Annotated in this window: 6 protein-coding genes; 2 read left to right on the forward strand and 4 right to left on the reverse strand. The window is 66.8% G+C overall.

What is annotated here, in order from left to right:
• Window positions 1-827 (forward strand): TonB-dependent receptor domain-containing protein (locus AB4Y84_RS12395; protein WP_442250209.1); only part of this gene is annotated, 827 nt, incomplete at its 5' end.
• A gap of 127 nt (window positions 828-954) precedes the next feature.
• On the opposite strand, the gene betT is transcribed toward AB4Y84_RS12395, so the two are convergent.
• The 4 genes from betT to AB4Y84_RS12415 form a co-directional block, all read right to left on the reverse strand.
• Window positions 955-2,934: a choline BCCT transporter BetT gene (betT, locus tag AB4Y84_RS12400; protein WP_025878562.1), complete on the reverse strand. Its 1,980-nt coding sequence runs from the start codon at window positions 2,932-2,934 to the stop codon at window positions 955-957.
• A gap of 201 nt (window positions 2,935-3,135) precedes the next feature.
• The gene (locus AB4Y84_RS12405; protein ID WP_442244826.1) at window positions 3,136-3,483 is read right to left on the reverse strand and encodes a VOC family protein; all 348 of its coding nucleotides are present in this window, start codon (window positions 3,481-3,483) and stop codon (window positions 3,136-3,138) included.
• 100 nt (window positions 3,484-3,583) lie between these two features.
• Window positions 3,584-3,904: a DMT family transporter gene (locus AB4Y84_RS12410; protein WP_032975307.1), complete on the reverse strand. Its 321-nt coding sequence runs from the start codon at window positions 3,902-3,904 to the stop codon at window positions 3,584-3,586.
• A complete protein-coding gene (locus tag AB4Y84_RS12415; protein ID WP_059064403.1) occupies window positions 3,904-4,257 on the reverse strand; it encodes an SMR family transporter in 354 nt (117 codons plus the stop codon). Before AB4Y84_RS12415 ends, AB4Y84_RS12410 begins: the two co-directional genes overlap by 1 nt.
• A 161-nt stretch (window positions 4,258-4,418) precedes the next feature.
• On the opposite strand from AB4Y84_RS12415, the gene AB4Y84_RS12420 reads away from it, so the two are divergent.
• Window positions 4,419-5,270 (forward strand): LysR family transcriptional regulator, encoded by an 852-nt coding sequence (locus tag AB4Y84_RS12420; RefSeq protein ID WP_033831329.1) that lies wholly within the window; start codon window positions 4,419-4,421, stop codon window positions 5,268-5,270.
• Window positions 5,271-5,283: the final 13 nt, after the last annotated feature.

The following is a 5,283-nucleotide window of genomic DNA, read 5'->3' on the forward strand; positions in this document are numbered from 1 at the left end:
TCGCACCGGGGCAGACCATCAGCTACGGCTCGGTGGTCGACCCGTTCGATCCGCTGCAGCCCGGCGGCAGCCGCGGCGTGACCAACCTGCGCACCGGCAATCCGGACCTGAAGGCCGAGCGCTCGCGCAACCTCAACGTCGGCGCCGTGTGGTCACCCGATGCCGATTCCAGCATCGGCCTGGACTGGTACCGCATCGAACAGGACAACCTGGTCAAGCCGGACAGCGCGCAGTTCATCGTCGACAATCCGGGCCTGTTCCCCGGTCGCGTGCAGCGCGATGCGCAGGGCCGCATCCAGATCATCACCAACCAGTACGCCAACCAGGGCGAGCTGACCACCTCGGGCATCGACCTGGAAGCCAACCGTACCTTCCGCACCGACGGCTGGGGCAACTTCACCGTGGCCGGCAGCTGGACCCACCTGCTCAGCTTCAAGCAGCCGCTGGTGGCCGGCCAGGCGCCCTATGACGGCGCCGGCAACAACCGCCATGGCGCGCTGCCACGCACCCGCGGCACCACTTCGTTGAACTGGGCGGTGGGCGACTGGAGCAGCACGCTGAGCCTGCAGTACATGAGCGGCTATGACCAGCGCGTAGCCACGGCCACCAGCAATCCGGGCCTGCGCGATCGGGTCAAGCCGTACCACCAGCTGGACCTGTACGTGGCCTATGAAGGCATTCCGAAGACCACGCTGTCGCTGTCGGTGCTGAACCTGACCGACAAGGACCCGCCGTTCGATCCGGCCGGCGGTTCCAACGGCTTCGACATCAGCCAGTACAACCTGCGCGGGCAGTTCGTTTCGCTGGGCGCGCGTTACCGGTTCTGATGTGCAAAGGGGCGGCGGGCATGCCGCCGCCCCGTTCCCGTTGCCGGCCAGCGGCCGGCACTACAGGAGTGTGCGGACCAATGGTCCGCACCCACCAAAGGCAAGGGCCATGCCCGGCGTGGCTGCATCAACGGCTCAGGTGCAGGAACTGCAGGTGCCGTTCGTACTGGCTGATGATGTCGTTGATGATCTGCTTGCGGCTGTAGCCGACCAGATCGTAGTCCTGGCTACCCTCGTACAGATGCACCTCGGCGCGGTAGTAGCGCTGGTTGCGCAGCTGCTGCGCGGCGAAGGACGGGGTCAGGTAGCCACTGAGGATCACCCGGTACTGGAAGTCCTGCTGCTCGCCGTGGTTGACCGACAGCTCCATGTCGCCCGCTTCGAACCGCGTCTGCACGTCCCAGCCCTGCTCGCGCAGCTGCTCGGCCACCGCCTCCATCGCCGGCTTCACCGTGTCATCCATGAAGCGGTACACCTGGTCGCGTACCGGGAAGTGCATGGCCTGGGTCAGGCGCTGGCGCCAGCCCTGGTGGTGCCGGTCATCGCCGATCAGCGGCGATGGCCTGAACTGCTGCGCGCGCTTGCGGTGCGACTCGTCACTGAAGGCACGGGTCAGGCCCCACATCATCAACAGCAGCACCGCCGAGAACGGCAACGAGGCCAGCACCACTGCTGATTTCAGGGCATCGATGCTGCCGGCCAGCAGCAGGCCAGCGGTCAGCACCGCGATCACCGTGCCCCAGAACACGCGTAGCCAGCGCGGGCCATCGTCCTCCGGCGCACCGCCATGCGAGGACAGCGTGGACAGCACCACCGCCCCGGAATCGGCCGACGTCACGAAGAAGATGAAGCTGACCAGCACGGTCACCCCGATCACCGCCTTGCTCCACGGGTAGCCATCCAGCAACGCATACAGCACCGTCGGTGGGTCATCCACCGCCAGCTGCGCCAACTGCTGCTGGCCATGGTGCAGCACCTGGTCCAGCGCGCTGTTGCCGAAGATCGACAGCCACGCCAGGGTGAAGCCGAGCGGGATCAGCAATACGCCGAACACGAACTCGCGGATGGTGCGGCCGCGCGAGATGCGCGCGATGAACAGGCCGACGAACGGCGCCCAGCCGATCCACCAGGCCCAGTAGAACACCGTCCAGCCGCCCAGCCATTCCGGCCGGCCGCCATAGGCGTATACGTCGAAACTCTTGCCCACCACGCTGCCCAGGTAGTCGCCCAGGTTCTGCATCAGCGTGCTGAGCAGGTACTGGGTGGGACCGGCGCACAGCATGAACAGCACCAGCGCGATCGCCAGCAGCATGTTGATGTTGGCCATCCAGCGCACGCCCTTCTCCACGCCGGACACGGCCACTGCGACCGCCGCGCCCATCATCGCCACCACCAGCAGGATCTGCACCATGTTCGAGTGCGGCACGTTGAACAGGTGCGACAGCCCAGCGTTGAGATGCAGCACGCCGAAGCCCATGTCCGCGCCGATGCCGAACACGGTGGCGACGATGCCCAGGGCGTCGACGGTATAGCCGATGGGGCCGTTGATGCGCTTGCCGATCAGCGGATACAGCGCAGACCGCAATGCCAAAGGCAGGTTGTGCCGGTAGGCGAAATAGGCCATCGCCATCGCCGCCAGCGCGAACACACCCCAGCCATGCAGGCCCCAGTGCAGGAACAGCAGCTGCATGGCCTGGCGCGCACCGGCCTCGCCCGCGGCCGGATCGCCCTGCGGCGGCTGCAGGTAGTGGGTCAGCGGCTCGGAAACGCAGAAGAAGAACAGGGTGATGCTGATGCCTGCTGCGAACAGCATGCCGGCCCAGGAGAGGTAGCTGAACTCCGGTTCGTCATGGTCGGCACCGAGCTTGATGCCGCCGTACTTGGACAGCGCCACGCCGACCACGAACACCAGGTACAGGGTCATCGCCAGCAGGTAGTACCAGCCGACGTTGAGCGCGGCCCAGTCCTGCGCCTTGACCAGCAGGCGACCGGCGCCGATCGGATACAGGCTGACGAACAGTGCGAAGGCAACGACAACGATCGCCGCGAAGGCGAAGACGGGCCGCAGGGTTCGCACCGGCTGATGTTGAGGCTCCAGTGCTTCCATGGGCAGCCATCTCCGGATCGATCAAAGAGTAAGCCGACCGATTCTGGCTGAATCGCAGTGGACACAGGATGAAGTCGTGGCACCGCGCAGGCTTGAACGGCTGGATTTCCGTGCTACGCGCGCGCCTGCAGACCGGCGGGCGTGCCGGGCGGCGTTGTCACTTTGGTCCGATTACGACACGCCGCGTCCGGCACCGACGATTCACCCCATCACATGCACGGCGCACAGCTTGTTGCCGTCGGAATCACGCAGGTAGGCCAGGTACAACTGGCGCCCGGCCTTGTGCCGCACGCCGGCCGGGTCTTCCACCGCGGTACCGCCGTGGGCGACCCCCGCTTCCTGCCAGACATGCACYGCCTGCGGGTCTGCCAGCGCAAAGCCGATGGTGCCGCCGTTGGCATGGCACGCCGCCTCGCCATCGATGGGCGGGATGACCATGAACATCCGTCCATCCTTGATATAGACCAGCTTGCCCTCGTCATCGAACACGCCTGCGCGACCGCCGATGGCAGTGAACAAGGCATCGTAGAAGCGGCGGGAAGCCGCCATGTCGTTGGTTCCGACAGTGACGTGACTGAACATGCGGGCACTCCGTTGCGGGAAAGCCCAAGTGTCGGCCACCTCACTGATCGCCGCAATCAAGCCGGGATCACGCCGTACTGAGCAGCAGCACGGCCGCCGTGACCAGGCCGATGCCGATCCAACCGATCGGGCGCAGGCGGTTGCCGAACAGCAGGCGACCGCAGGTGGCCGTACCGATCACGCCGATCGCGCCCCACATCGCATAGGCGGTCGCCAGGTCCATGTAGCGCACGGCCTGGCCCAGCAGGGCAAAGGCGATCCAGACCAGCACGATGGCGCCGACACCCCAACGCCAGCGACGGAAGCCATCGGACTTGGCCACCATCATGTTCGCGGCCACATCGATCAGCGCCGAGCAGATCACGAAAAACAAGGCCATCAAGTTCATCAGTGCGCCTCCCCGAGGGTGACACAGACGATGCCGACCACCGCCAGCACCAGACCGGCCAGCTGCTGCAGCGACAGGCTCTCACCGAACACGCTGATGCCGACCACGGTCAGCAGGGTCAGGCCCAGGCCTTCCCACACCGCATAGGCCACGCCGACGGCGATGCGGCGCACCGACAGCGCCAGGAAGTAATAGGAAAGCGCCAGCGCGGCGGCCATCACCACATAGCCGGTCCAGCCGCCATCGCGGGCGGCATGGGCCATGAAGGACGTGCCGACCACTTCGGCGACGATCGCCACGGTCAGGCAGGCCCAGGCGACGAAGGCGCCACGGGCGGGAACAGTACGGGACATGTGAAGCTCCTTGCGGGACGGGGACCGCGCCCCGTCATCAGTAGATCCACGCCGTGCGTGGATGATCCGGAACGCCCCCGCAGACAGGGACGACGGCGGCCAGTATCATCGTCTTTTACGGTGGTATCAAAATGGATTCCATCGACAGGAGCGATGGATCAATGCCCTATTCTCCCGAATCCCTGCAGGCCTTCGTCGAGGCTGCCGCGCTGGGCTCGTTCTCGGCGGCCGCCCGCCGGCTACGCAAGACCCAGTCCACGGTCAGCACTGCCATTGCCCATCTGGAAGCGGACCTGGGCATGGTTCTGTTCGACCGCAGCGGCCGCTATCCGCAGTTGACCGACGCCGGCCGGCAGGTGCTGGGCCACGCGCAGGAAATCCTTGCCGCCGACGCGCGCCTGCAGCAACTCAGCGTGCGCCTGGCCGCACCCGTGGAGCCACGCCTGACCGTGGTGTTCTCCGATGTCTACCAGCTCGATCCGGCGCAACGTGTGCTGCAGCGGTTTGCCGAGGCATTTCCCGAGATCGAGCTGGAATGGCTGGATGCCGAGGGGCGCGACGTGCTGGAACTGGTTGATGCTGGCCGCGCCGGGTTGGGACTGCTGCCGCGACAGGCGCAGTACCCCGATGCGTTGGTGGCCCAGCCCCTGGCCCACCACAGCGAACTGGCGGTGTACGTGGCCAGCGACCATCCGCTTGCGCAGGCGGGCGTGCGCGCGGCGGCGCAACTGGCCCGGCATCGGCAGGTGCGGCTGAGTGCGCAGGTCGACCACGCACCGCCGATCAGTGGGCCGGCATGGACCGCGTCGGACTACCTGATGGTGATGGAGATGGCCGAGGACGGCATCGGCTGGGCCGAGCTGCCGCGTGCGCTGGTGCAGCGCTACGACCGGGGCCGCCTGCTGGAACTGCGCGTGCCGGGCTGGCCGAGGCGCATCCACAGCGACCTGGTGTGGCGCCGCGATACGCCACCGGGGCCGGCAGCGTTGTGGTGGGCCGAGGCGTTGGGGTGAGCTAGTGCCGGCC

The organism is Stenotrophomonas sp. 2YAF22 (assembly GCF_052114665.1).
GTDB lineage: Bacteria > Pseudomonadota > Gammaproteobacteria > Xanthomonadales > Xanthomonadaceae > Stenotrophomonas > Stenotrophomonas indicatrix.

Bases quoted from the DNA above. Each gene is read 5' to 3' on its own strand.
- AB4Y84_RS12415 (WP_059064403.1), bottom strand. From the start codon at position 4,257: ATGTCCCGTACTGTTCCCGCCCGTGGCGCCTTCGTCGCCTGGGCCTGC.
- AB4Y84_RS12410 (WP_032975307.1), bottom strand. From the start codon at position 3,904: ATGAACTTGATGGCCTTGTTTTTCGTGATCTGCTCGGCGCTGATCGAT.
- betT (WP_025878562.1), bottom strand. From the start codon at position 2,934: ATGGAAGCACTGGAGCCTCAACATCAGCCGGTGCGAACCCTGCGGCCC.
- AB4Y84_RS12420 (WP_033831329.1), top strand. From the start codon at position 4,419: ATGCCCTATTCTCCCGAATCCCTGCAGGCCTTCGTCGAGGCTGCCGCG.